Consider the following 22,687-nt stretch of genomic DNA (forward strand, 5'->3'; position numbering starts at 1 on the left):
TACAGATCCAGTCAGGAGCACGTCCTTGGCCGCAATCGCACGGTGGTGCCTCCGGTACCGTCTCGTCGTCGTTCTCCTCTGGCTCCTCGCCCTCGGCGGGACCGCCGCCGGCGCGACCCTCGCCGGCAGCGCGTACTCCAACGACTACGAGGTCCCCGGCACCGAGTCCGGCCGGGCCACCGCCCTCCTCGACCGGGGCTTCCACGGCCTCGGCGGCGACAGCGACACCATCGTCTGGCACAGCGACCGGGGCAGCGTCCGCGCCGACGCCGTCGAGCAGCGCGTGACCGGCATGCTCGACAAGGTCGCCGAGCTGCCCGGCATCGCCGCCGTCACCTCCCCCTACGGGAAGGGGGCCGGGCCCGGCCAGATCAGCGAGGACGGGCACACCGCCTACGCGACCGTCACCTTCGACGCGCAGGCCGACGACATCCCCGAGGCCCAGGCCCGGGCCCTCGTGGAGACCGCCGGAGCGGCCGCGACCGACGACCTCCAGGTCGAGCTCGGCGGCAGCGCCGTCGCCCTCACCGAGGCCCCCGGCGGCCACGTCGCCGAGATCGTCGGCGTCGCCGTCGCGGCCGTCGTCCTCTTCCTCGCCTTCGGCTCGCTCGCCGCCTCCGTGCTCCCGATAGCGACCGCGCTCGTCAGCGTCGGCATCGCGTACTCCGGGATCGTGCTCCTCGGCCATCTGATGACCGTCGCCGACTTCGCCCCCATGCTCGGCATGCTCGTCGGCCTGGGCGTCGGCATCGACTACGCCCTCTTCATCGTCACCCGGCACCGCAGAGGCCTCAAACGCGGTCTCTCCGTGGCCGGGGCCGCCGAGACCGCCGTGGCGACCACCGGCCGCGCCGTCGTCTTCGCCGGCGCCACCGTCTGCATCGCCCTGCTCGGCATGCTCATCCTGCGGCTCGGCTTCCTCAACGGCGTCGCCATCGCCGCCTCCCTCACCGTGCTCCTCACGGTCGCCGCCTCCGTCACCCTGCTGCCCGCGCTGCTCTCGTTCATCGGCATGCGGGCGCTGTCCCGGCGCGAACGCCGGACGCTCGCCGAGCGCGGCCCGCAGCCCGAGCTGCCCACCGGCTTCGCCGCCCGCTGGTCCGCCTTCGTCGAGCGGCACCCCAAGATCCTCGGCGCGGTCGCCGTCCTCGTCATGGGCGTCCTGGCGCTGCCGACCCTCTCGCTCCACCTCGGCACCTCCGACCAGGGCAACGGCCCGGCCACCGCGACCACGCGCAAGGCGTACGACCTGCTCGCCGACGGCTTCGGGCCGGGCGTCAACGGCCCCCTCACCCTCGTCGCCGGGCTCGACGGCGCCGACGACCGGGTCGCCCTCGACCAGCTGCCGGCCGCGCTCACCGCCACCAAGGGCGTCGCGTCCGTCTCCCCGGTCACGTACAACAGCACGGGCGACACCGCCGTCCTCACCGTCGTGCCCGACTCCTCGCCGCAGTCCAAGGCGACCAGCGAGCTCGTCGACCGGCTCCGCGACGACGTCCTCCCGACCGCCGAGGCGGGCACCTCCCTCGACGTGCACGTGGGCGGCGTCACCGCCTCGTACGACGACTTCGCCGAGATCATCGTCGGCAAGCTGCCGCTCTTCGTCGGCGTGGTCATCGCGCTCGGCTGTCTGCTGCTCCTGCTCGCCTTCCGGTCGATCGGCATCCCGCTCAAGGCCGCCGCCATGAACGTCGCCGCCGTCGCCGGCGCCTTCGGCATCGTCGTCGCGATCTTCCAATGGGGCTGGGGGAGCGAGCCGCTCGGCCTCGGCAGCGCCGGACCGATCGAACCCTTCCTCCCCGTGATCATGGTCTCCGTGCTCTTCGGGCTCTCCATGGACTACCAGGTCTTCCTGGTCAGCCGGATGTACGAGGAGTGGCTGGAGACCGGCGACAACCGCCGGGCGGTCCGTGTCGGCCTCGCCGAGACCAGCCGTGTGATCAACTCCGCCGCGGTCATCATGATCTCCGTCTTCCTGGCCTTCGTCCTCTCCGGCGACCGGGTCATCGCGATGTTCGGCATCGCGCTCGCGGCGGCCGTCGCCCTCGACGCCTTCGTCCTGCGCACCCTCCTCGTCCCCGCGCTCATGCACCTGCTCGGCGGCGCGAACTGGTGGCTGCCGAAGCGGCTCGACCGGATCCTGCCGCGGATCAGCATCGAACCCCCCGAGTGCCGCGAGGCCGCCGACACGCGTGCGAAGATCCCCGTGCAGCGTGTGACGGCTCCGGCCGCGGAGGAGAGGAACGACGATGTTCGCGATATCGCTGGGTGACGACGGCGCCGAGCTCAGGCCCCTGGAGCCCTGGCAGGCCGAGGAACTCCTCACCCACATGGACCGGGGCCGGGAGTTCGTCGGGCAGCACATCGGCCTCCCCGACGTCGTCACGGACCTGGACTCCGCCCGCGCCTACCTCACCTCGTACGCCGAGAAGGCCGCGAGCGACACCGGCCGCCTCTACGGCATCTGGACCGACGGCACCCTCGTCGGCGGCGTCCTCTTCCGGACCTTCGACGCCGCGAACGGCACCGCCGAGGCGGGCTGCTGGCTGGAGCCCTCCGCCGCCGGAAAGGGCCTGATCACCCGGGCCTGCCGGGTCATCATCGACTGGGCGATCGAGGAGCGCGGCATCCACCGCGTCGAGTGGTACGCCTCCACGAAGAACCTCCCGAGCATCGCCGTCGCCCGCCGCCTCGGCATGACGAAGGAGGGCGTGCTGCGGGAGAACTACCTGTACCGCGGCGCCCGCGCGGACACGGAGATCTGGGCCGTCCTCGCCCCCGAGTGGCGCGCGGCGAAGGCGTCCTGAGCCCCTCCCCGAGGCCCGCGGGACCCTCCCCTGAGGCCCTGGGGACCCTCCCGGAGGTCCTGGGGCCCTCCCTGAGGTCCGTAGGGCATCGCCTAAGGACCCCCTGGGGCCCTCCTAAGGGCCCCCGCGCCCCGAACATGCGGCACTCGCCCGATGTGACGGCACCCCCTGGGAAACGAAAGTAGAGGCATCGCAAGAGAGCGATACCGAAACCCAGAGACCCGGGGAGCACACGATGTTCGACTACGAACTCCACACCATGCACCACGCCGAGCTCATCGCCGAGGCCGCCGCCCACCGCCTCGCCCACGAGGCCGCGGCGACCCACAAGGGCCTGCGCCTCTTCGGCCACCGGTTCGGGGGCCACGCCACGGAGGAGCAGCCGGCCGACGGCGGCCGCGGTCGCTTCGTCCGGGCCGCGTGAACCCCGTATGAGCGACGGCACGGAAGTCTGTGCGATGCTCGGCGCCGTGGAGACCAGGTCAGTCAGCCCCGTCTTCGTCGGTCGCGCCGGCGAACTCACCGCCCTCACCGAGGCGCTCTCCCGCGGAGACGCGGGAGAGCCCCAGGCCCTGCTCATCGGCGGCGAGGCCGGCGTCGGCAAGACCCGGCTCATCGAGGAGTTCCTCGACACGGCCCGCGACCGGGGCGCCGTCACCGCCCTGGGCGGCTGCGTCGAACTCGGCGCCGACGGCCTGCCCTTCGCACCCTTCGCCGCCGCTCTGCGCGCGCTCCACCGCCGCCTCCCCGAGGCGTTCACCGCCGCCGCCGACGGCCACGAGGGCGAACTCGCCCGCCTGCTGCCCGAACTGGGCGACCCCGGCAGCCACGAGCCCTCCGACGAGGACTCCACCGCCCGGCTCTTCGAACTGACCGTGCGCCTCCTGGAACGGCTCGCCGCCGACCGCACGATCGTGCTCGTCCTGGAGGACCTGCACTGGGCCGACGCCTCCACCCGGCACCTGCTCACCTACCTCCTGCGCACCCTGCGCCGCGGCCGGATCGTGATCGTCGCCAGCTACCGCGCCGACGACATCCACCGCCGCCACCCGCTGCGCCCCCTCCTCGCCGAACTCGACCGGCTCCGCACCATCCGCCGCATCGAACTCTCCCGCTTCACCCGCACCGAGGTGCACCGCCAGCTCACCGGCATCCTCGCCGCCGAACCCGACCCCGGACTCGTCGAAGAGGTCTTCGAACGCTCCGACGGCAACGCCTTCTTCGTCGAGGAGCTCGTCGTCTCCCACGAGGCCGGCTGCGCCGTCGGCCAGCTCAGCGACTCCCTGCGCGACCTCCTGCTCGTCCGGGTCGAGACGCTCCCCGAAGCCGCCCAGCGCGTCGCCAGGATCGTCGCCGAGGGCGGCTCCACCGTCGAGTACGGACTGCTCGCCGCCGTCGCCCGGCTCCCCGAGGACGAACTCATCGAGGCCCTCCGGGCCGCCGTCGGCGCCAACATCCTCCTCGCCGTCCCCGACGGCGACGGCTACCGCTTCCGCCACTCCCTCGTCCGCGAGGCCGTCAGCGACGACCTGCTGCCCGGCGAACGCTCCCGCCTCAACCGGCGCTACGCCGAGGCCCTGGAAGCCGACCCCGGACTCGTCCGCCCCCACGAGCGGACCACCCGGCTCGCCACGTACTGGTACCACGCGCACGCCCCGGAGAAGGCCCTGCCCGCCGTCCTCCAGGCCTCCGTCGAGACCCGCAAGCGCCACGCCTACGCCGAGCAGCTCAGCCTCCTCGAACGGGCCATGGAGCTGTGGGACAAGGTGCCCGCGGAGACGCGCGAGTCCCTGCGCCCCATCGACTACGCCGACGCGTACCCCGCCTGCGGCTGCGACCCCGACACCACCTCGCTGCGCTACCTCGACCTGCTCGCCGAGGCCGCCGTCGCCGCCCGGCTCAGCGGAGAGCGGGAGCGGGCCGTGAAGATCTGCAAGACGGCCCTCCGGATCCTCGACGACGCCGAGAACGACCCCCTGCGCGCCGCCTGGTTCTGGACGGAGATGGCCCGCCTCCAGTCCAACCTCGGCCGGGGCGACGGCTGGCCGGAGATCGCCCGCGCCCAGGAACTGGTCAGGGGCCTCCCGCCGTCCGCCGTCCACGCCACCGTCCTGGTCGGCGCGGCCGGCTGGGGCATGCTGCGCAACCCCGGCCCCGAGGCGCTCGCCGCCGCCGAGCGCGCCGTCGAGTACGCGCGGTTCGTCAAGGCCGAGCCCATCGAGCTGAACGCCCGCATCACCCTCGGCACCATCCTCGTGTCGGCCGGAGACGCGGAGGGCGGCCTCGCCGCGATGCGCGAGGCACGCGAACGGACCGTCGCCCTCGGCCAGTTCCACGAGGCCACCCGCGCCCACATCAACCTCTCCTCCTCCATGGAGGCGCTCGGCCGCTCCGCCGAGGCCGTGGAGATCGCCGTGACCGGCATCGAACTGGCCCGCTCCCGCGGGCTCGTCGACAGCGCGGGCTGGATCCGCGCCAACCTCGCCGAGTCCCTCCTCTCGCTCGGCGAGTGGGACCGGAGCAAGGAGGAGGCCGAGCTGCTGCTCCGCTCCGGGGCGAGCAGCACCAAGCCGGGCGGGACGGCCCTGCTCCAGCTCGCCCACCTCGCCACCTTCCGCGGCGAGCCGGCCAGGGCCGCCGAGCACCTCGCCGAGGCCCGCACGCGCTACGGCACCCGCGACCCGATCCCGCAGTACACCCTGCCCATGGCGCAGGTCGCGATCGCCGTCGCAGCCGCCGAGGGACGCCTCGCGGACGTACGGGACCAGCTCGCCGCCACCGCGGAGACCGGCTTCCCGCCCGGCACCCACCGCTACGGCTGGCCGCTCGTCCTCACCGCCGTCACCGCCGAGGCCGACAACCGGGGACTGCCCGCCGCCGAGGAGGGCCGCGCCGAGGCGCTCGCCCTGGTCCGCCGCTGCGTCCGCGCGCTCGCCGCCCCGGTCCCGATCTGGCAGGCCTACTCCCGGCAGGTCTCCGAGGAGCTCGCCCGCGCCGAGGGCCGCGAGACCGCCGCCCGCTGGGCCGAGGTCGTCGCCGCCTACGCGCCCCTCGAACGCCCCTACGAGCTGGCCCGCGCCCGCCGGCGCCTCGCGGACGCCCTGCTCGTCGAGGGCGGCCGGCGCGAGGAGGCCGCGGCCCTGCTCCGCGAGGCCCACGCCACCGCCGTCCGCCTCGGCGCCCGGCCGCTCCGCGAGGACGTGGAACTCCTCGCCGCCCGCGCCCGCCTCTCCCTCGCCCCCGAGAAGCAGGCCCCGGCCCCGGCGGAGCCCGGGGAGGACGGCTTCGGCCTGACGCCCCGGGAGCAGGACGTGCTGCGGCTGGTCGCGGCCGGCCGCACCAACCGCCAGATCGCGGAGGAGCTGTTCATCTCACCGAAGACGGCCAGCGTCCACGTCTCCAACATCCTCGCCAAGCTCGGCGTCGCCGGCCGCGGCGAGGCCGCCGCCCTCGCCCACCGCCTGCACCTCCTCGACACGCCCCTCTGACCCGGCGCCGGAAGCCGCGTCCCCCGCCGCGCCGGAGAGCTCCGGCGGGCGGGGGAGGCGTATCGTCACCCGCCCCGAGGCCAGGTCCACCGGGCCGCGCGCGGGATCCGCGTCCCCGGGGTCCTCCCTGGTCAGGGCCTCCCTGCGCCGCTCCTCCTCGATGTGCCTGCGCGAGGGCGCGAAGAACTCGTCCAGTCCGCCGAACACGGCCACCGCCTCCTCACCTCACCTCCAGCCGGAGGATCCGGTCGTCCCCGGGCCCGGGCGTCCCCCGGGTGTCCGTCTCGCTGGTCACCAGCCAGAGCCGGTCGCCGCCCGCCGCGAGGACCGTCCGCAGGCGCCCGTACCCACCCTTCAGGAACGCCTCGGGCTCCCCGGATCGTTCCGCCCCGGAGAGCGGGACGCGCCACAGCCGCTCGCCCCTGAGGGCGGCCATCCAGATCGCGCCACGGGCGTACGCGATCCCGCTCGGGGACGCCTCCGAGGTCGGCCACTGGGCCACCGGGTCCGTGAACCCGGCCCGCCCGGCCCGCCCCTCGACCTCCGGCCAGCCGTAGTTCCGCCCCGGCTCCACCAGATTCAGCTCGTCCCAGGTGTTCTGCCCGAACTCGGCCGCCCACAGCCGGCCCTCCGGATCCCAGGCGAGCCCCTGCACATTGCGGTGGCCGTACGAGTAGACCACCGAGCCGGGGAAGGGATTGCCCGGCGCGGGACGGCCCTCCGGCGTCATCCGCAGGATCTTCCCGCCCAGCGACGACCGGTCCTGGGCCAGCCCGGTCCGGCCCGTCTCGCCCGTCCCCGCGTACAGCATCCCGTCCGGCCCGAACGCGATCCGTCCGCCGTTGTGGACGAAGCCCTTGGGGATGCCGGTGAGCACCGGCTCCGGCGGCCCGAGCCGGTCGCCCGCCCCGCCGCCGTACCGCATGCGCACGATGCGGTTGTCCGAGGCGGCCGTCAGATACGCGTACACCCGGCCGTCCCGGACCGCGAGCCCCAGCAGCCCGCCCTCACCGCCCGGCACCACCCCGGGCACCTCCCCGAGCGGGGTCTTCGCGCCGGTCCGCCCGTCGACCCGGGTGATCGTCCGCTCGTCCCGCGAGGAGACGAGCAGATCCCCGCCGGGCAGCCGGGCGAGCCCCCAGGGCGACTTCAGCCCCTCGGCGAGCGTGCCCGCCACGGACACCCGGCCGGCGGCGGACGGGGACGAGGGGGACGGGGGCGGGGAGCCGGACGGCGGCGCGGACGTGGACGGGCGCGCGGACGCGGACGGCGGGGCCGGTCGCTCCCCGGTGCTCCCCGAGGAGCAGCCGGTCACCAGCACGAGCGCGGCGGCGCCCCACAGGGCCTTCTGCACGACAGGACGGCGCATGGCCGGCCCCCCTTCGACGAGTCGAGCGGTGTCCCCCCTCCTTGATACCCCGCCCGTCCCGTGCGGCGCTCGGTCCCAGCACCCGCGGGCCCCCGCGCGCCCTTCAGTCCCAGGAACCGCGCGGCGCCGGAAGCGCCGCGATCTCCGCCAGGTCCTCCGCCGTCAGCCGCAGCGCGGCCGCCCGGGCGTTCTCCACCACCCACCGCTCCCGCTTCGCCCCCGGCACCGGCACGACGTGCCGGCCGAGGCCCAGCACCCACGCGAGCGCCACCTGCGCGGGCGTGACCTCCGCGCCGTGCCGCGCGGCGACCCGGCGCAGCCCCGCCACGATGGGCTGATTCGCCGCCATCATCTCGGCCGTGAAGCGGGGGTGCCGCGCCCGCGGGTCGTCCCGCTCGAAGCCGCCGCCCGGGGTCAGCGTCCCGGTCAGGTAGCCGTTCCCCAGCGGCATCGCGGCCAGGAAGCCGACCCCGCGCGCCGCGCACCAGGGCAGGAGCCGCGCCAGCGCCTCCTGCGACCACACCGACAGCTCCGCCTCCACGGCCGCGACCGGGAAGACCTGCTGGATCCGCTCCAGTTGACGGATCGTTCCCCCGTACCCGTCACGGCCGGCGCCCGTCGCGCCCCGGCGGGCCGACCGGGCGCCGACGGCGCAGAGGCCGAGCGCCCGCACCTTGCCCGCCGACACCAGTTCGGCCATGGCGCCCCAGGTCTCCTCGACCGGCACCTCGGGGTCCGCCCGGTGCAGCTGGTAGAGGTCGATCACATCGGTCTGGAGCCGCCGCAGCGAGGCGTCGCAGGCCCGGCGCACGTACCCCGGCCTGCCGTTGGCGACCACGTGCTGGTCGCCGACGAGCAGCCCGCACTTCGTCGAGACGAAGGCCTCGGAGCGCCGCTCCTTCAACACCCGCCCCACGAGCAGCTCGTTGGTGAACGGGCCGTACATGTCGGCGGTGTCGAGCAGGCTCACCCCGGCGTCGAGCGCCGCGTGCACGGTCCTCAGCGAGCGGTCCCCCCGTTGTTCCGAACGGCTGTACGCCCAGCTCATCGGCATGCACCCCAGGCCGATCGCACCCACGTCGAGCGCCGTCGTCCCGATAGTCCTGCGCTCCACCTGCCGGTACCCCTCCCTGTGCCGTCCCCCAAAGTAACCAATGACGCGCCGGATTCTTCGCATAGCCTCCCGGTCATGAGATTCGAAGACACGACCGCTGACGTGTGGCTTCCCGTTCCGGCGGACGAGATCGAGGGGCTTCCCGCACCGGGCGGGTCGGGCCTGAACTACCGCTTCTGGGACGGCGGTCCCGAGTTCCCCGCCGATCCGGCCCGCTGCGTGTTCTACGTCGTCCCGTACATGAAGGGCACGGAGATCGCCGTGCGGCCGCTGGCCGGGATGACCTCCCTCCGGGTCGTGCAGACCCTGTCCGCCGGCATCGACCACGTCACGCCGGGCATCGGCTCGCTGCGGCCCGGCGTCGCCCTCTGCAACGCCAAGGGCGTCCACGAGGCCAGCACCGCCGAGCTGACGCTCGCCCTGATCCTCGCCTCGCTGCGGGGCGTCCCGGGATTCGTGCGCGGGCAGGACGCCGAGGAGTGGCGCGCCGGCTTCTACCCGGCGCTCGCCGACAAGTCCGTCCTGATCGTCGGGTACGGCTCGATCGGCGCCGCCATCGAGGACCGGCTCGCGCCCTTCGAGTGCGCGCGGGTGGCACGCGTCGCACGCTCCGCGCGCACCACAGAGCGCGGCCCGGTGCACGCCCTGACGGACCTGCCGGCGCTGCTGCCGGAGGCGGACGTGGTCGTGCTCTCCACTCCGCTCACCCCCGCGACCACGCATCTCGCCGACGCCGGGTTCCTGGGGCGGATGAAGGACGGGGCGCTCCTCGTGAACGTCGCCCGGGGCCCGGTCGTCGACACGAACGCGCTGCTCAAGGAGGTCGAGAACGGCAGGATCACGGCGGCGCTCGACGTCACCGACCCCGAACCGCTGCCGGCCGGGCACCCTCTGTGGCACGCTCCCGGCGTCCTGATCAGTCCCCATGTGGGAGGTTCCACTTCGGCCTTCATGCCGAGGGCGAAGCGGTTGATCGCGGGACAGTTGCGGCGGTTCGCGGCGGGCGAGGAACTGTCCAACGTCCTCCTCACCACCGGCTGACCGGAGGGCGCGTTCGGCCGGCCGGGTGACGTGCGCCCCGACACGCACCGTGCGCCGCCCCCGTGATCGTCACGGAGAGTACTGCGCCCCTGTCCCTGAGTGACGGTCCTGGTGTATCGTCCCGTGGCGGGGGACTGCGTCGAGAACGGGCTGACGCTGGAGAGCGAAGTGACGGGACATCAGATTCCGAGGGGGACGGCGGGTGAAGCACGGCCGGAGGACCGACGATCCGACGCGGCGCCGCCGCTGGCAAGCCTTCCACGCCTCGCCGGAGGCCTCGCGTCCTCGGTGCCGGACCAGGTGGCGCCCCGCCGGGCGTCACGCCCCGCCGCGCCACGGGACGCCGGACGGGACACGCACGACCGCGCCGCCCGCGACCGCGACGCCCAGGACCGTGACGGGCACGCCCCCGGGGGCGCCTGCGAACCGGCGGCGCGGTCGCACGACGCGGCCGGGTGCGGCGGCCCGGCACCGGAGGATCCCGTGAGCGCGCCCGGGGCGGTCATCACGCGCCGCCCCGTCGGGGGCGGCTCCGGCCACCCGGACCCCGAGCGCCCCCGCCTCGGCGGGGCCGTCGCCCAGATCGCCCTCGGACTCGTCTGCGCGGGCTACACCACCGGCGCCTCCCTCGGCTGGGGATCCCCCCGACTGGCGCTCTTCATGGGCGACTTCGGGCTCAGCGCCGCCGCCTTCACCGCCGCCGTCTCCTGCTTCCTCTACGGGCGCGCGCGCCACGACGGCGCCCGCCCGGCCTGGCTGCTCTTCGCGTTCTCCTCCTTCATGGCGGCCGCGGGAAACGCCGTATGGGGGTGGTACGAGGTCGTGCTCCGCACCGACGTGCCGGACTCCTCCGTCGCCGACCTCTGCTTCTTACTCTTCGCGCCGCCCGCCATCGTGGGCCTCCTCGTCCTCGCCAAGAAGCCCGTCACCCGGGCCGGCTGGGTGTGCCTGGGGCTCGACGCCTGGCTCATCGGCGGCTCCCTGCTCACGCTCTCCTGGAGCCTCGCCCTCGCCCGCACGGCGCACTTCGAGGGCGAGTCCGTCTCCCAGGCCGCGCTGTCGCTCGCGTACCCGCTGCTCGACATCGTGCTCGTCAGCATGGTCCTCGTCCTGCACTTCCGGCGCTCGCAGGCGAACCGCTCCGCGACGAACACCGCGATCGCCGCGCTCGCCCTGACCGTGCTGTGCGACGCCCTGTTCACCTCGCCGCTGCTCCGCGAGAGCTACGCCTCCGGCCAGCTCCTCGACGCCGGTTGGTTCGCCGGCTCGCTGCTGCTCGCCTACGCCCCCTGGGGGGTGCGCCGCCCGCCGGACGCCGCGGCCGCCGCGCGCGGCCCGCGGCTCCACAGCCGCCCGGTCGCCGGCTCGCTCGCCGCCCTCACCCCGTACCTCGCCGCGGCGGTCTGCACCCTCGGCATCCTCTACAACGTCGTCGAGGGGCGCCGGGTCGACCGCGTCGTCGTCCTCACCGGCTGCACGGTCGTCCTCGCCCTCGTCGTGCGGCAGGGCATCATGCTCCTCGACAACATCGCCCTCACCCACGAACTGGCCCAGAAGGAGAACCACTTCAGGTCGCTCGTGCAGGGCTCCAGCGACGTCATCATGATCGCCGCGCCCACCGGGACGCTCCGCTACGTCAGCCCGGCCGCCTCCGGTGTGTACGGACGCGACGCCGACGAGCTCATCGGATCCGAGCTCTCCTCCCTCATCCACCCCGAGGACCTCGGCGGCGTCGTCCACGAGGTGCGGCGCTTCCTGGCCGTCTCGCCGGCCGAGGAGCCCACCACCCGGATCGAGTGCCGCTTCCGCTCGGGCCGCGGCGACTGGCTCAACGTCGAGTCGACCGTCAACAGGCACCAGGGCGGCCTGATCTTCAACAGCCGGGACGTCACCGAACGCGTCCGCCTCCAGGCCCAGTTGCAGCACAACGCCGAGCACGACCCGCTCACCGACCTGCCCAACCGGGCGCTGTTCACCCGCCGGGTCCGCCAGGCGCTCAGCGGCCGCCGCTCCTCCGACCCCGGCACCGCCGTGCTCTTCATCGACCTCGACGGCTTCAAGGGGGTCAACGACCGCCTCGGCCACCAGGCCGGGGACGACCTCCTCGTCCAGGCCGCCCGCCGCCTCCACGACTCCGTACGGGCCGGGGACACCGCCGCCCGGCTCGGCGGCGACGAGTTCGCCGCCCTCATCCTCGGCGACGGCGGCCGCGACCGGGCGGCCCGCCAGAGCCAGGTCCAGGAGATCGCCGACCGGCTCCGGCTCACCCTCTCCCAGCCCTACCGCGTCGACGGGGGCAACGAGGTCCGGGTCGCCGCCTCCATCGGCGTCGCCTTCGCCGAGCCCGGCATCGAGGCCGGCGACCTGCTGCGCAACGCCGACCTGGCCATGTACCGCGCCAAGGCCGCCGGCAAGGACCGCGTCGAGCTCTACGTGCCGCAGATGCAGGCCGAGGTGGTCCGGCGGACCGAGCTGGCCGCCCGGCTGCGCACCGCCCTCCACGACGGCGAGTTCGCCCTGCTCCACCAGCCGGTCGTCGACCTCGCCACCGGCCGGATCTCCGCCGTCAGCGCCCAGGCGCGCTGGCGCTCCAGCCAGGGCATCCTCTTCACCCCGGCCGAGTACCTCCGCGTCACCGACGACGGCGAGCGCACCGCCGAGATCGGCCGCTGGCTCCTGGAGGAGGCCGTGGAGCAGGCCGCCGAGCGGGCGGGAACCGGCCACCGTACGCCCGTCTCCATCCGGATCTCCGCCCGGCGCCTCCTGGACCGCTCGCTGCCGCTCGGCTCGATCGAGTCGCTGCTCACCCGGCACGGGCTGCCCTCCGGCTCGCTGATCGTCGAGCTCGCCGACAGCGACCCCCGGACCTCGCTCGACGAGCTGGAACAGCGCCTGATCACACTGCGCCGGCTCGGGGTGCGGATCGCGCTCGACGGGTTCGGCAGCGGACACATGGCGATCAACGCCCTGCGGAGGCTCCCCGTGGACATACTGAAACTGGACCGGGGCCTCGTCGAAGGCGTGGTCGAGTCGGCCCGGCTCCGCAAGATCACGCGCGGGGTGCTGCGCATCGCCGACGAGCTCGGCCTGCAGACCGTCGCCGAGGGCGTCGACGTCCCGGAGCAGGTCGTCGCCCTGCGCGCGATGGGCTGCAGCCACGCCCAGGGCATGGCCTTCTCGGGCCCGCTCGACGAGTACCGCCTGCGCAGGGCCCTCGTGCGGGACGAGTACCCGCTGCCCGGGGCGGTCCCCGTCCGTGTCGGAAACCGTCCCCCGATCCGCCCAAATAATGAGACGCCTGTCCCACCCACTTGACAGTGGCGAGGGCGGAGAGGGAGGGTCAGTGCCATGCGCACCCGAATTCTCGTACTTGGAAAGCGCGTCGGCTGAGGCAGGCCCCAGAGAAGGCCCGCCTGAAACGCACCCGACGCGCTCCCCTCGCTTGCCTCACGGCACGAGGGGTTTTTTGTTGCACCGGCTCACCCCAAAAACGCAGCAAAACCCCGCAAAACACCTCGCAAAAACCCTCTGCCTCGAGAAGAGATGCTGATGACCGAGCAGGCCACCGGGCACCATCCGCAGCCGCGGCCCCGTAACGGCGCGCAGCCCGCCACCACCGTCGAGCACGTCACGGGTGCGCAGTCCCTCATCCGTTCTCTCGAGGAGGTGGGCGCCGACACCGTCTTCGGCATCCCCGGCGGCGCGATCCTTCCCGCCTACGACCCGATGATGGACTCGCAGCGGGTGCGCCACGTCCTCGTCCGGCACGAGCAGGGGGCCGGGCACGCGGCGACGGGTTACGCCCAGGCCACCGGCAAGGTCGGCGTCTGCATGGCGACCTCCGGCCCCGGCGCGACCAACCTGGTCACCCCGATCGCCGACGCGCACATGGACTCGGTCCCGCTCGTCGCGATCACCGGCCAGGTCGCCTCCAAGGCGATCGGCACGGACGCCTTCCAGGAGGCGGACATCTGCGGCATCACGATGCCGATCACCAAGCACAACTTCCTCGTCACCAGGGCCGAGGACATCCCGCGGACGATCGCGGAGGCCTTCCACATCGCCTCCACCGGCCGCCCGGGCCCGGTCCTGGTCGACATCGCCAAGGACGCCCTGCAGGCGAAGACCACGTTCAGCTGGCCGCCGCAGACGGACCTGCCCGGCTACCGCCCGGTGACCAAGCCGCATGCCAAGCAGATCCGCGAGGCCGCCAAGCTGATCAGCGCCGCCAAGCGGCCGGTCCTGTACGTCGGCGGCGGCGTCATCAAGTCCGGCGCCACCGCCGAGCTGAGGATCCTCGCCGAGCTCACCGGCGCCCCGGTCACCACCACCCTGATGGCGCTGGGTGCGTTCCCCGACAGCCACCCGCTGCACGTCGGCATGCCCGGCATGCACGGTGCGGTCACCGCGGTGACCGCGCTGCAGAAGGCCGACCTGATCGTCGCCCTCGGCGCCCGCTTCGACGACCGCGTCACCGGCAAGCTCGACAGCTTCGCCCCGTACGCCAAGATCGTCCACGCGGACATCGACCCGGCCGAGATCGGCAAGAACCGCGCGGCCGACGTCCCGATCGTCGGTGACGCCCGCGAGGTCATCGCCGATCTGGTCCAGGCCGTCCAGGCCGAGCACAGCGAGGGCAACAAGGGCGACTACACCACCTGGTGGTCGGATCTGAGCCGCTGGCGCGAGACCTACCCGCTGGGCTACGACCTGCCGGAGGACGGTTCGCTGTCGCCGCAGCAGGTCATCCAGCGCGTCGGCCAGCTCGCCCCCGAGGGCACGATCTTCGCGGCGGGCGTCGGCCAGCACCAGATGTGGGCCGCCCACTTCATCGACTACGAGCAGCCGGCGACCTGGCTGAACTCCGGCGGCGCCGGGACGATGGGCTACGCGGTGCCGGCCGCGATGGGTGCCAAGGCCGGCATGCCGGACCGCACGGTCTGGGCGATCGACGGCGACGGCTGCTTCCAGATGACCAACCAGGAACTGGTCACCTGCGCGCTGAACAACATTCCGATCAAGGTCGCCATCATCAACAACGGTGCGCTGGGCATGGTCCGGCAGTGGCAGACGCTGTTCTACAACCAGCGCTACTCCAACACGGTGCTGCACTCCGGTCCGGACGAGGTCCGGGCGAACAGGGGTACCCGGGTGCCGGACTTCGTCAAGCTCTCCGAGGCGATGGGCTGTGTGGCGCTGCGCTGTGAGGATCCGGCCGACCTGGACAAGGTCATCGCCGAGGCCAACGCGATCAACGACCGCCCGGTGGTGATCGACTTCATCGTCCACGAGGACGCGCAGGTCTGGCCGATGGTGGCCGCCGGCACCTCCAACGACGAGGTCATGGCCGCGCGGGGCGTCCGCCCCGACTTCGGCGACGGCGAAGACGACTGAGCGCGCAGAGCGAAAAGGAAGAGACCCAGACATGTCCACCAAGCACACGCTCTCCGTTCTCGTCGAGAACACGCCCGGCATCCTCGCCCGGATCGCCGCCCTGTTCTCCCGCCGCGGCTTCAACATCGACTCGCTCGCCGTGGGCGTCACCGAGCACCCCGACATCTCCCGCATCACCATCGTGGTCAATGTCGAGGACCTGCCCCTGGAGCAGGTGACCAAGCAGCTCAACAAGCTGGTCAACGTCCTGAAGATCGTCGAACTCGAGCCCAGCGCTGCGATCCAGCGCGAGCTCGTCCTGGTGAAGGTCCGCGCCGACAACGAGACCCGCTCCCAGATCGTCGAGATCGTGCAGCTGTTCCGCGCCAAGACCGTGGACGTCTCCCCCGAGGCGGTCACCATCGAGGCCACCGGTTCGAGTGACAAGCTCGACGCCATGCTCAAGATGCTGGAGCAGTTCGGCGTCAAGGAGCTCGTGCAGTCCGGCACGATCGCCATAGGGCGTGGCTCCCGGTCCATCACGGACCGGTCCCTGCGGGCCCTCGACCGCAGCGCCTGAGACTCGTCGACGGTCAACCGCCGGTCCGCCCGGCGGTCCGACTGACGAGACCCGAAAACTTTCCTCCCGCTCCCCGCCGTACGGTGGGACGCAACACCAGCACATCAAGGAGAATCCCAGTGGCCGAGCTGTTCTACGACGCAGACGCCGACCTGTCCATCATCCAGGGCCGCAAGGTCGCGGTGATCGGCTACGGCAGCCAGGGCCACGCCCACGCGCTGTCGCTCCGTGACTCCGGTGTCGACGTCCGCGTCGGTCTGCAGGAGGGCTCGAAGTCCAAGGCCAAGGCCGAGGAGCAGGGTCTGCGCGTCGTCTCCGTCGCCCAGGCGGCGGAAGAGGCCGACCTGATCATGATCCTCACCCCGGACCCGATCCAGGCCCAGGTCTACGAGGAGTCCATCAAGGACCACCTGAAGGAGGGCGACGCGCTCTTCTTCGGCCACGGCCTGAACGTCCGCTACGGCTTCATCAAGGTGCCCGAGGGCATCGACGTCGCCCTGGTCGCCCCGAAGGGCCCGGGCCACCTGGTCCGCCGTCAGTACGAGGAGGGCCGCGGCGTCCCGTGCATCGCGGCCGTCGAGCAGGACGCCACCGGCAACGCCTTCGCGCTGGCGCTCTCGTACGCCAAGGGCATCGGCGGCACCCGCGCCGGCGTCATCAAGACGACCTTCACCGAGGAGACCGAGACCGACCTGTTCGGCGAGCAGGCCGTCCTCTGCGGTGGCACCGCGGCCCTGGTCAAGGCGGGCTTCGAGACCCTGACCGAGGCCGGCTACCAGCCGGAGATCGCCTACTTCGAGTGCCTGCACGAGCTGAAGCTCATCGTCGACCTCATGTACGAGGGCGGCCTGGAGAAGATGCGCTGGTCGGTCTCCGAGACCGCCGAGTGGGGCGACTACGTCACCGGCCCGCGGATCATCACCGACGCCACCAAGGCCGAGATGAAGAAGGTCCTCGCGGAGATCCAGGACGGCACCTTCGCCAAGGAGTGGATGGCCGAGTACCACGGCGGTCTGAAGAAGTACAACGAGTACAAGTCCCAGGACAGCAACCACCTCCTGGAGACCACCGGCAAGGAGCTGCGCAAGCTCATGAGCTGGGTGAACGACGAGGAGGCGTAAGCCTTCACGGCAGGGGCCGGACACCGTGTCCGGCCCCTCGCCACATGGTTGGACACCCCGTCCAACCACGGACGGGTGATCCTTCCAACGAGGCGCATGAGCGGCGCCCACGCACCACTACACTGCTCAACAACATACGCGTCAGGCCCACAGCGTCGTGCGCTTTCACGCGGCAAGCCCCCTCCACCGCCTGCGGCCGTCGGGACGGCCGTCCGCACTGGACCTGTGAGGACTCACGTGAGCTCGAAACCTGTCGTACTCATCGCTGAAGAGCTGTCGCCCGCCACCGTCGACGCCCTGGGCCCGGACTTCGAGATCCGGCACTGCAACGGCGCCGACCGGGCCGAGCTGATCCCCGCCATCGCCGATGTGGACGCGATCCTGGTCCGCTCCGCGACCAAGGTCGACGCCGAGGCCATCGCCGCCGCCGAGAAGCTGCGGGTCGTCGCCCGCGCCGGTGTCGGACTGGACAACGTCGACGTCTCCGCCGCCACCAAGGCCGGCGTGATGGTCGTGAACGCGCCCACGTCGAACATCGTGACGGCGGCCGAGCTCGCCTGCGGCCTGCTCGTCGCCACCGCGCGCAACATCCCGCAGGCCAACACCGCGCTCAAGAACGGCGAGTGGAAGCGCTCGAAGTACACGGGCGTCGAGCTCAGCGAGAAGACCCTCGGTGTCGTCGGCCTCGGCCGCATCGGCGTCCTGGTCGCCCAGCGCATGTCCGCCTTCGGCATGAAGATCGTCGCGTACGACCCCTACGTGCAGCCGGCCCGCGCCGCCCAGATGGGGGTGAAGCTGCTGGCCCTGGACGAGCTCCTGGAGGTCGCCGACTTCATCACCGTCCACCTGCCGAAGACCCCGGAGACCATCGGTCTCATCGGCGACGAGGCGCTGCACAAGGTCAAGCCCTCCGTCCGCATCGTCAACGCCGCGCGCGGCGGGATCGTGGACGAGGCCGCGCTGTACTCGGCGATCAAGGAGGGCCGGGTCGCCGGCGCGGGCCTCGACGTGTACGCGAAGGAGCCCTGCACGGACTCCCCGCTCTTCGAGCTCGACCAGGTCGTCTGCACCCCGCACCTCGGCGCCTCCACGGACGAGGCCCAGGAGAAGGCCGGCATCGCGGTCGCCAGGTCGGTGCGCCTGGCGCTCGCCGGTGAGCTGGTCCCGGACGCGGTCAACGTCCAGGGCGGTGTCATCGCGGAGGACGTGAAGCCGGGTCTGCCGCTCGCCGAGAAGCTCGGCCGGATCTTCACCGCGCTCGCGGGCGAGGTCGCGGCCCGCCTCGACGTCGAGGTCTACGGCGAGATCACCCAGCACGACGTGAAGGTGCTCGAACTCTCCGCGCTCAAGGGCGTGTTCGAGGACGTGGTCGACGAGACCGTGTCGTACGTCAACGCCCCGCTGTTCGCGCAGGAGCGCGGTGTCGAGGTGCGTCTGACCACCAGCTCCGAGTCGCCCGACCACCGGAACATGGTCACCGTGCGCGGCACGCTCTCCGACGGCCAGGAGGTCTCGGTCTCCGGCACGCTGGCGGGCCCGAAGCACCTGCAGAAGATCGTCGCGGTCGGCGACTACGACGTGGACCTCGCGCTCGCGGACCACATGGTCGTGCTGCGCTACGAGGACCGCCCGGGTGTCGTCGGCACGGTCGGCCGGATCCTCGGCGAGGCCGGTCTGAACATCGCCGGCATGCAGGTCTCCCGCGCGGAGGAGGGCGGCGAGGCGCTCGTCGTGCTCACCGTCGACGACACGCTGCCGGCCCCGGTGCTCGCGGAGATCGCGGAGGAGATCGGCGCCGCCTCGGCCCGCTCGGTCAACCTGGTCTGACCCTTCCGGCGCACTCCGTACCCGGTCGATAGACGCTCGTCTTACACGGACGTCTATCGGCCGGGTACAGTGCTGTCATGGGACACAAGGAAGACCTCCTCGAAGGCGCCAAGCGCTGCCTCCTGGAGAAGGGGTACGGGCGCACCACGGCGCGCGACATCGTCGCCGCCTCGGGCACCAACCTCGCCTCGATCGGCTACCACTACGGCTCCAAGGACGCCCTGCTCCAGCAGGCCTTCCTGGCCCTCACCGAGGAGTGGGGGGAGCAGGCGGGCGCGGCGGGCGCGGAGGGCGCCGAGGCGCTGCCGGCCGACCCGTACGAGCGCTTCCACGCCGTCTGGGAGCAGGTCATCGCCGCGGCCGGGGCGAGCCGCCCGGTCTGGAAGCTCCAGACCGAGGTCGTCACCCGCATCGACGACGACGAGAAACTCCGCGAGGCCATCAAGGAACCCCAGCGCGAGGGCCGCCTCGGCATGGCCCAGGGCTTCCTCGGCATCGACCCGGAGGCCGACCCGGAGAAGGCCCGGGTCGCCGGACTGCTCTGCCAGGCCCTGGCGACCGGCGTGATGATCCAGTGGATGGTCGACCCGGAGACGGCGCCGAGCGCGGACGACCTCACCGCCGGGCTCAGGGTCCTGATGGAGGAAGGCAGCTGAGGACCACCTTGGCGCGGGCGTGACCCTCCTCGACGTACCGCAGGGCCCGGTCCGCCTCGGCCAGCGGGTAGGTCCGCCCGATCACCGGGGCGATCACGCCGCTCTCGGCGAGCTCCCGCAGCGCCGCCAGGTTCTCCCGCCGCGGCTCCGCCGTCAGGACGTGGAGCCGCCGGTCGGAGACCTTGGCGAGCAGCCGCCCCTTCAGGAGCAGCCCCATCGGTCCGAAGACGCTGCCGCCCTCGAAGACGCCCCCGCCGGACAGGACGAGCGCGCCGGTGGGGGAGAGGACCCGGCGGAGCTCGCCCAGCGAGCGGTTGCCCACCAGGTCGAACACGAGGTCGTAGCGATCCGGTGAGGCGGTGAAGTCCTCCCGGGTGTAGTCGACGACCCGGTCCGCGCCGAGACCCAGGACCAGCTGCCCGTTCCTGGGGCCGCACACCCCCGTCACCTCGGCGCCGAGTGCCTTCGCGAGCTGCACGGCGAAGGTGCCGACGCCTCCCGAGGCCCCGTTGACGAGCACCTTCGCGCCCGGCCGGGCCCTGCCCAGGTCCCGTACCCCGATCAGGGCGGTGTTCCCCGCCAGCGGTATCGCCGCCGCCTCCGTGAAGCCCAGCCCGGCCGGCTTGAGCTCCGTCGACGCCACCGGGGCGCACACGTACTCGGCGAAGGTGCCGGGGGTCTCCCCGAAGACCTCGTCGCCGGGGCGCAGTTCGGTCACCCCGCCGCCCACGGCCTCGACCACGCCCGCGAAGTCCCGGCCCCGGATCCGCTCCTTCGGTCTCCTCAGCCCCAGGGCGAACCGTGCCACGTACGGGTCGCCGCGCATCAGGTGCCAGTCCGCCGCGTTCACCGCGGCGGCATGGACGCGCACGAGCACCTCGCGCTCGCCCGGTACGGGCCGCTCGACCTCCGCGAACTCCAGCACGTCCGTCGATCCGTACCGCTCCTGCGTCCAGGCCCTCATGACGCCCCCTCGCTCCGTCCGGTCCCCTGGGAACGACCGTAGGGCGCCCGGACGGTCAGGACCATCGGGGACGACCCGCACCGGTCCCTGACTTTCCCCGGCCCGGCTGTCAGCCCGAAGGCCTACAGCCGGGCGGACTTCAGGGACATGTGGAGCAGGAGGCGGTCCTCGCCGTCGTCCAGGTCGAGGCCCGTGAGCTGCTCGACCCGGGACAGCCGGTAGTACAGCGTCTGCCGGTGGATGCCGAGGGCCGCCGCCGTGCGGCCCGCCTGGCCCGCGTTGTCGAGGAACACCTCGGCGGTGCGGGCCAGCTCGGCGTGGGCGGGGGCGATCAGCGGGGCGACGACGGGGTCGACCTCGGGGTGGTAGAGCGCCGCGAGCAGCCGGTACGGGCCGATCCCGGTCCACTCCGCGACCGGGCCGAGCGTCGGCTGGGCCGTGGCCGCGCGGGCCGCAGTGTTGGCCTCGCGCCAGGCCGCCGGGAGCTCCGCGAGGCCCCGCCGGGGGTTCGCGATGCCGGCCGGGGCGGTGGCGCGCAGCCGGTCGGCGGCCGTGTGGGCGGGGGAGAGGTCCTCGGCCGTGCGCAGCCGTACGAGGACGGCGAGGGACTCGGCCTCGGGGAGCGCGGCGACCGCCGCCGCACCGGGGACCGCCCGGATCGAGGGGGCCTCTCCGTGCCAGGGGGTCACGCAGACGACGGTGTGCAGACCGTCCGCGCTGGGGCCCAGGGCCGCCCGGAGCGCGGCGACGGCCATGTCGCTCTGCCAGCCGCGTCCGGCGGTCAGGACGGCGGCGAACTCGCGCGAGAGGTCGGCGTCGGCGCGCTCCTCGTCGGCGAGGAGGCCGCCGATCCGGGTGGCGACCTCCATCGCGGCCGTGAGCTGCGCGGGCGTGGGGCCGGGCTCGGCGTCGAGCAGCCACACGTACCCGAGGACGACGCCCCGGTGGCGTACGGGCAGGCAGATGCGGTCGCGGAAGACACCGGCCTCGGGGGCGGCCGGGATGCGGACCGGGCCGGTCGCCCGGGTGATGCCGAAGCCCTCGAACCAGGCGCGGACGGCCGGGGTCGACTTCCGGGTCAGGATCGACCGCGTCCGGACGGGGTCCATCGCGGTGTCGTCGTCGCTGTCGTGGGCGCCGAAGGCGATCAGCCCGAAATCACGGTTCTCCAGCGTCGCCGGAGCGCCGAGCAGTGCGGAGATCTCGTCCACCAGTTCTTGGTAATCGCCCTTCACAGCGCCATTCTCGCACCCTCTCAGACATATGTATGAGATGCCGGGCACGGATGCGTGACAGCTGTAGATGGCGGACGATCGGAGCGATCCATAGGTTTCACGGTGGTTCTTCGTGCTGTTCCCGGTTTCTTACGAAAGATCGGGTAGGGCACCTTTCGTCACCTGTCCTTCTGGAGGTCCCCGTGCTGGGTCCCGTGATCCTCGCCGCGTCGCGCAGCGACAAGATGCGCCGTCTCGTTTCGGCCGCCCCCGGGACCAAGCAGGTCGTCGCCCGCTTCATCGCCGGCGAGACGGTCGACGACGTCGTCCCGATCGTCTCCGAGCTGAGCGGCCGCGGCCTGGAGGTCACCCTCGACGTCGTCGGTGAGGACATCACCACCGTCGAGCAGTCGTACGCCGCCCGGGACGCCTACCTGGAGCTCATCGGCCGTCTCAAGGAGCTGGGCCTCGGCGCCCGCGCCGAGATGTCCGTGAAGCTGTCGATGTTCGGCCAGTCCCTGGAGAACGGCCACGAGCTGGCCCTCTCCAACGTGCGCCCGGTCGTCGCCGCCGCCGCCGAGATCGGCACCACCGTCACCCTGGACGCCGAGGACCACACCACCCTCGACTCGATGTTCGCCATCCACGAGGAGCTGCGGAAGGACTTCCCGCAGACCGGATGCGTCATCCAGGCCTACCTCTTCCGCACCGAGGACGACGCCCGCCGCCTCGCCGCGAACGGCTCCCGCGTCCGGATCGTGAAGGGCGCCTACAAGGAGCCCGCCTCCGTCGCCATCCAGGACAAGCCCGAGATCGACAAGGCGTACGTCCGGATCATGAAGATCCTGATGGACGGCGAGGGCTACCCGATGATCGGCTCGCACGACCCGCGCCTGATCTCCATCGGCCAGGAGCTGGCCCGCCGCGCCGGGCGCAAGCTGGACGAGTACGAGTTCCAGATGCTGTACGGGATCCGCAGCGAGGAGCAGAACCGGCTCGCCGCCGAGGGTCACCGCATGCGCGTCTACACCGCGTACGGCACCGACTGGTACGGCTACTTCATGCGCCGCCTCGCGGAGAAGCCGGCCAACCTCCTCTTCTTCGTCCGCTCCATCCTCACCAAGGGCTGAGCC

The 22,687-nt window shown here is 72.7% G+C and carries 17 protein-coding genes; 12 read left to right on the top strand and 5 right to left on the bottom strand.

Annotation, left to right across the window (positions count from 1 at the left end):
* The first annotated feature begins 25 nt into the window (after nucleotides 1-25).
* The 4 genes from ACFYUZ_RS23935 to ACFYUZ_RS23950 all read left to right on the top strand — a co-directional run bounded on the left by ACFYUZ_RS23935 (nucleotide 26) and on the right by ACFYUZ_RS23950 (nucleotide 6,295).
* The gene (locus ACFYUZ_RS23935; RefSeq protein WP_389312391.1) at nucleotides 26-2,272 is read left to right on the top strand and encodes an MMPL family transporter; all 2,247 of its coding nucleotides are present in this window, start codon (nucleotides 26-28) and stop codon (nucleotides 2,270-2,272) included.
* Nucleotides 2,250-2,807, top strand: coding sequence for a GNAT family N-acetyltransferase (locus tag ACFYUZ_RS23940; protein WP_389312393.1), 558 nt, complete (start codon nucleotides 2,250-2,252; stop codon nucleotides 2,805-2,807). The genes ACFYUZ_RS23935 and ACFYUZ_RS23940 overlap by 23 nt, the downstream gene beginning before the upstream one ends.
* Nucleotides 2,808-3,042: 235 nt before the next feature.
* Nucleotides 3,043-3,231, top strand: coding sequence for a hypothetical protein (locus ACFYUZ_RS23945; protein WP_389312395.1), 189 nt, complete (start codon nucleotides 3,043-3,045; stop codon nucleotides 3,229-3,231).
* A gap of 7 nt (nucleotides 3,232-3,238) precedes the next feature.
* Nucleotides 3,239-6,295, top strand: a complete 3,057-nt coding sequence (locus ACFYUZ_RS23950; RefSeq protein WP_389312397.1) for an AAA family ATPase — start codon at nucleotides 3,239-3,241, stop codon at nucleotides 6,293-6,295.
* Here ACFYUZ_RS23950 and ACFYUZ_RS23955 read toward each other — a convergent pair.
* The 3 genes from ACFYUZ_RS23955 to ACFYUZ_RS23965 form a co-directional block, all read right to left on the bottom strand.
* The gene (locus tag ACFYUZ_RS23955) at nucleotides 6,179-6,508 is read right to left on the bottom strand and encodes a DUF6191 domain-containing protein (RefSeq protein ID WP_389312399.1); all 330 of its coding nucleotides are present in this window, start codon (nucleotides 6,506-6,508) and stop codon (nucleotides 6,179-6,181) included. The genes ACFYUZ_RS23950 and ACFYUZ_RS23955 overlap by 117 nt on opposite strands.
* 7 nt (nucleotides 6,509-6,515) lie before the next feature.
* Nucleotides 6,516-7,664 carry a PQQ-dependent sugar dehydrogenase gene (locus ACFYUZ_RS23960; protein WP_389312401.1) on the bottom strand — a complete coding sequence of 383 codons (1,149 nt, stop codon included), beginning with the start codon at nucleotides 7,662-7,664 and terminating at the stop codon, nucleotides 6,516-6,518.
* 103 nt (nucleotides 7,665-7,767) lie between these two features.
* On the bottom strand, nucleotides 7,768-8,778 hold the full coding sequence (locus tag ACFYUZ_RS23965) for an aldo/keto reductase (RefSeq protein ID WP_389312403.1): 1,011 nt from the start codon (nucleotides 8,776-8,778) through the stop codon (nucleotides 7,768-7,770).
* A gap of 75 nt (nucleotides 8,779-8,853) precedes the next feature.
* Here ACFYUZ_RS23965 and ACFYUZ_RS23970 point away from each other — a divergent pair, with 75 nt between their 5' ends.
* From ACFYUZ_RS23970 to ACFYUZ_RS24000, 7 genes are all read left to right on the top strand, one after another.
* Nucleotides 8,854-9,819 carry a 2-hydroxyacid dehydrogenase gene (locus ACFYUZ_RS23970; RefSeq protein WP_389312404.1) on the top strand — a complete coding sequence of 322 codons (966 nt, stop codon included), beginning with the start codon at nucleotides 8,854-8,856 and terminating at the stop codon, nucleotides 9,817-9,819.
* 483 nt (nucleotides 9,820-10,302) lie between these two features.
* Nucleotides 10,303-13,134: a putative bifunctional diguanylate cyclase/phosphodiesterase gene (locus tag ACFYUZ_RS23975; RefSeq protein WP_389312406.1), complete on the top strand. Its 2,832-nt coding sequence runs from the start codon at nucleotides 10,303-10,305 to the stop codon at nucleotides 13,132-13,134.
* Nucleotides 13,135-13,362: 228 nt separating this feature from the next.
* The gene (locus ACFYUZ_RS23980) at nucleotides 13,363-15,213 is read left to right on the top strand and encodes an acetolactate synthase large subunit (protein WP_389312408.1); all 1,851 of its coding nucleotides are present in this window, start codon (nucleotides 13,363-13,365) and stop codon (nucleotides 15,211-15,213) included.
* A gap of 31 nt (nucleotides 15,214-15,244) precedes the next feature.
* Entirely contained in the window at nucleotides 15,245-15,772 is a 528-nt protein-coding gene (gene ilvN / locus ACFYUZ_RS23985) for an acetolactate synthase small subunit (protein ID WP_024756291.1), read from the top strand.
* Between the two features lie 119 nt (nucleotides 15,773-15,891).
* Nucleotides 15,892-16,893 (top strand): ketol-acid reductoisomerase, encoded by a 1,002-nt coding sequence (gene ilvC, locus ACFYUZ_RS23990; protein ID WP_352020913.1) that lies wholly within the window; start codon nucleotides 15,892-15,894, stop codon nucleotides 16,891-16,893.
* A gap of 237 nt (nucleotides 16,894-17,130) precedes the next feature.
* Entirely contained in the window at nucleotides 17,131-18,720 is a 1,590-nt protein-coding gene (gene serA / locus ACFYUZ_RS23995; RefSeq protein ID WP_389312410.1) for a phosphoglycerate dehydrogenase, read from the top strand.
* A gap of 77 nt (nucleotides 18,721-18,797) precedes the next feature.
* Nucleotides 18,798-19,376, top strand: coding sequence for a TetR/AcrR family transcriptional regulator (locus tag ACFYUZ_RS24000; RefSeq protein WP_389312412.1), 579 nt, complete (start codon nucleotides 18,798-18,800; stop codon nucleotides 19,374-19,376).
* Here the strand turns inward: ACFYUZ_RS24000 and ACFYUZ_RS24005 are convergent.
* Both ACFYUZ_RS24005 and ACFYUZ_RS24010 read right to left on the bottom strand, forming a co-directional pair.
* Nucleotides 19,348-20,340 carry an NAD(P)-dependent alcohol dehydrogenase gene (locus ACFYUZ_RS24005; RefSeq protein ID WP_389312414.1) on the bottom strand — a complete coding sequence of 331 codons (993 nt, stop codon included), beginning with the start codon at nucleotides 20,338-20,340 and terminating at the stop codon, nucleotides 19,348-19,350. The genes ACFYUZ_RS24000 and ACFYUZ_RS24005 overlap by 29 nt on opposite strands.
* 122 nt (nucleotides 20,341-20,462) lie before the next feature.
* Nucleotides 20,463-21,575 carry a PucR family transcriptional regulator gene (locus ACFYUZ_RS24010; protein ID WP_389312416.1) on the bottom strand — a complete coding sequence of 371 codons (1,113 nt, stop codon included), beginning with the start codon at nucleotides 21,573-21,575 and terminating at the stop codon, nucleotides 20,463-20,465.
* A gap of 182 nt (nucleotides 21,576-21,757) precedes the next feature.
* Between ACFYUZ_RS24010 and ACFYUZ_RS24015 the strand changes: the two genes are divergently transcribed.
* Nucleotides 21,758-22,684 (top strand): proline dehydrogenase family protein, encoded by a 927-nt coding sequence (locus ACFYUZ_RS24015; protein WP_389312418.1) that lies wholly within the window; start codon nucleotides 21,758-21,760, stop codon nucleotides 22,682-22,684.
* The last annotated feature ends 3 nt before the right edge of the window (nucleotides 22,685-22,687 follow it).

It is taken from the genome of Streptomyces sp. NPDC004266, assembly GCF_042874095.1.
In the GTDB taxonomy this organism is placed as follows: Bacteria; Actinomycetota; Actinomycetes; order Streptomycetales; family Streptomycetaceae; genus Streptomyces.

Excerpts from the sequence above, each read along its gene's own strand:
- ACFYUZ_RS23940 (WP_389312393.1), top strand. The coding sequence starts at position 2,250 with ATGTTCGCGATATCGCTGGGTGACGACGGCGCCGAGCTCAGGCCCCTG.
- ACFYUZ_RS23945 (WP_389312395.1), top strand. The coding sequence starts at position 3,043 with ATGTTCGACTACGAACTCCACACCATGCACCACGCCGAGCTCATCGCC.
- ACFYUZ_RS23950 (WP_389312397.1), top strand. The coding sequence starts at position 3,239 with ATGAGCGACGGCACGGAAGTCTGTGCGATGCTCGGCGCCGTGGAGACC.
- ACFYUZ_RS23960 (WP_389312401.1), bottom strand. The coding sequence starts at position 7,664 with ATGCGCCGTCCTGTCGTGCAGAAGGCCCTGTGGGGCGCCGCCGCGCTC.
- ACFYUZ_RS23970 (WP_389312404.1), top strand. The coding sequence starts at position 8,854 with ATGAGATTCGAAGACACGACCGCTGACGTGTGGCTTCCCGTTCCGGCG.
- ACFYUZ_RS23980 (WP_389312408.1), top strand. The coding sequence starts at position 13,363 with ATGCTGATGACCGAGCAGGCCACCGGGCACCATCCGCAGCCGCGGCCC.
- ilvN (WP_024756291.1), top strand. The coding sequence starts at position 15,245 with ATGTCCACCAAGCACACGCTCTCCGTTCTCGTCGAGAACACGCCCGGC.
- ACFYUZ_RS24000 (WP_389312412.1), top strand. The coding sequence starts at position 18,798 with ATGGGACACAAGGAAGACCTCCTCGAAGGCGCCAAGCGCTGCCTCCTG.
- ACFYUZ_RS24005 (WP_389312414.1), bottom strand. The coding sequence starts at position 20,340 with ATGAGGGCCTGGACGCAGGAGCGGTACGGATCGACGGACGTGCTGGAG.